This is a genomic window from Shimia ponticola (genome assembly GCF_007995215.1).
GTDB lineage: Bacteria > Pseudomonadota > Alphaproteobacteria > Rhodobacterales > Rhodobacteraceae > Shimia_B > Shimia_B ponticola.
Window position 1 is genome coordinate 1 of the sequence record NZ_VCDK01000004.1, and the last position, 2,500, is coordinate 2,500.

Annotated in this window: 1 protein-coding gene and 2 rRNA genes (1 of these 3 cut by a window edge); 1 reads left to right on the forward strand and 2 read right to left on the reverse strand. The window is 54.2% G+C overall.

Features of this window, described 5'->3' with window-relative positions; genetic code table 11:
- Positions 1-283, forward strand: a 283-nt coding sequence (locus FE702_RS18785) for a hypothetical protein (protein WP_222611807.1), incomplete at its 5' end; no start/stop codon positions are given.
- 18 nt (positions 284-301) lie between these two features.
- On the opposite strand, the gene rrf is transcribed toward FE702_RS18785, so the two are convergent.
- Together rrf and FE702_RS10160 are read right to left on the reverse strand one after the other, a co-directional pair.
- Positions 302-416, reverse strand: a 5S ribosomal RNA gene (rrf, locus tag FE702_RS10155).
- A gap of 120 nt (positions 417-536) precedes the next feature.
- Positions 537-2,500 (reverse strand): 23S ribosomal RNA (locus tag FE702_RS10160) (it continues 859 nt past the right edge of the window).

Here is a 2,500-nt window from a genome sequence, read left to right on the forward strand (position 1 = left end):
TGAGGTTGCCCCTGTTTCAGTTGTTTGGGTTCAGGTTGTTTGTTTGTTTTTGTTTTGGATTTGGGGCGGATTTGTGGGGTGTTTGAGGAAGGCGGGTCATGTGTCGAGGCCACTCCGTGATTTGTCGGTAGTTTTGACGTGGAGATCCGGGCAGCATTTGGCGTTCGGCTTTAGAGAGCGCGTTTTTCGCGAGGATTTTCGGCCATTTGAACGACAAAAGCGCCCGGCTGGGGTTCCAGCGGGCGCTTTTGCGTTATTCATCATCGTTCAAGAGAACACTTAACCTCAAGTTTCTTACTAGGTTTGGCGATGACCTACTCTCCCACACCTTAAGATGCAGTACCATCGGCGCTACGGTGCTTAACGGCCAGGTTCGGGATGGAGCTGGGTGTTTCACTCGCGCTATGATCACCAAACCGAGAAAGAAACTCGGGGGTGGAACGTGTCCAAGTCGCGTACACTATGTAGGAGTGTAGCTTCTGATAGTAGGGTGCGTGATTTCACGCACCATGGCCTAGGCCTAGCTTCTACTGGATCAAATCAAGCCTATCGGACCATTAGTACCGGTCAGCTGAGTACGTTACCGCACTTACACCTCCGGCCTATCGACGAGGTAGTCTACCTCGGTCCTCAGGGATACCTTGTTTTGAGGGGGGCTTCCCGCTTAGATGCCTTCAGCGGTTATCCTGTCCGATCATAGCTACCCAGCACTGCCGTAGTCGACAACTGGTCCACCAGTGGATCGTTCACCCCGGTCCTCTCGTACTAGGGGCAACTCCTCTCAAGTATCCTACACCCACGGCAGATAGGGACCGAACTGTCTCACGACGTTCTAAACCCAGCTCACGTACCTCTTTAAACGGCGAACAGCCGTACCCTTGGGACCTGCTCCAGCCCCAGGATGAGATGAGCCGACATCGAGGTGCCAAACGGTGCCGTCGATATGGACTCTTGGGCACCATCAGCCTGTTATCCCCGGCGTACCTTTTATCCGTTGAGCGATGGCCCTTCCACTCGGGACCACCGGATCACTATGGCCGTCTTTCGACTCTGCTCGACTTGTCAGTCTCGCAGTCAGGCTGGCTTCTGCCATTGCACTCAACGAGCGATTTCCGACCGCTCTGAGCCAACCTTCGCGCGCCTCCGTTACGCTTTAGGAGGCGACCGCCCCAGTCAAACTACCCGCCACACAGGGTCCCGGATCCGGATAACGGACCGCGGTTAGACATCAAGCAAAGCAAGGGTGGTATCTCAAGGATGGCTCCACGCAGACTGGCGTCCACGTTTCAAAGCCTACCACCTATCCTGCACATGCTTGGCCTGATGCCAGTGTGAAGCTGTAGTAAAGGTGCACGGGGTCTTTCCGTCTAACCGCGGGAAGCCTGCATCTTGACAGGCAATTCAATTTCGCTGAGTCGATGTTGGAGACAGCGGGGAAGTCGTTACGCCATTCGTGCAGGTCGGAACTTACCCGACAAGGAATTTCGCTACCTTAGGACCGTTATAGTTACGGCCGCCGTTTACCTGGGCTTCGATTCAAGGCTCTCACCTCTCCTCTTAACCTTCAGGCACCGGGCAGGCGTCAGACCCTATACGTCGTCTTGCGACTTCGCAGAGCCCTGTGTTTTTAGTAAACAGTCGCCACCCCCTGGTTTGTGCCCCCAGCCCCTAGTTGCCTAGGAACTGGGCCTCCTTCTCGCGAACTTACGGAGGTATTTTGCCGAGTTCCTTCAACATCGTTCTCTCAAGCGCCTTGGTATACTCTACCTATCCACCTGTGTCGGTTTAGGGTACGGTCTGATGGAGGGCTATTTCCAGGGACCAATTAACTGCTGGCGGAACTACCCGAACTCCAACAATCTTCATGATCCGTCACATCCTCCTGGCCCAGGAATATTAACCTGGTTCCCATCGACTACGCATTTCTGCCTCGCCTTAGGGGCCGGCTTACCCTGCTCAGATTAGCTTTAAGCAGGAACCCTTGGATTTTCGGCGAGAGGGTCTCTCACCCTCTTTGTCGCTACTCATGTCATCATTCTCACTAGTGATCTCTCCACCGGATGGCTCACGCCCCGGCTTCATCGAAAGCTTCTCTCCTCCAATGTACCCGAAGGCACTAAGGAGGAATGAAGCTATATCACACTACGCTCTGCTACCATGCCTTACGGCATCCGAAGCTTCGGCACATGGCTTGAGTCCCGTTACATCTTCGCCGCAGGACGTCTTAATTAGACCAGTGAGCTGTTACGCTATCTTTAAAGGATGGCTGCTTCTAAGCCAACCTCCTGGTTGTTTTGGACATCCCACTTGCTTTCGCACTTAGCCATGATTTGGGGGCCTTAGCTGTCGGTCAGGGTTGTTTCCCTCTCCACCACGGACGTTAGCATCCGTGGTGTGTCTGCCATCTAGTACTCCCGGGTATTCGGAGTTTGGTTAGGATCAGTAAGCCTGTGGGGCCCCATTACCCATCCAGTGCTCTACCCCCCGGGGTATTCGGATG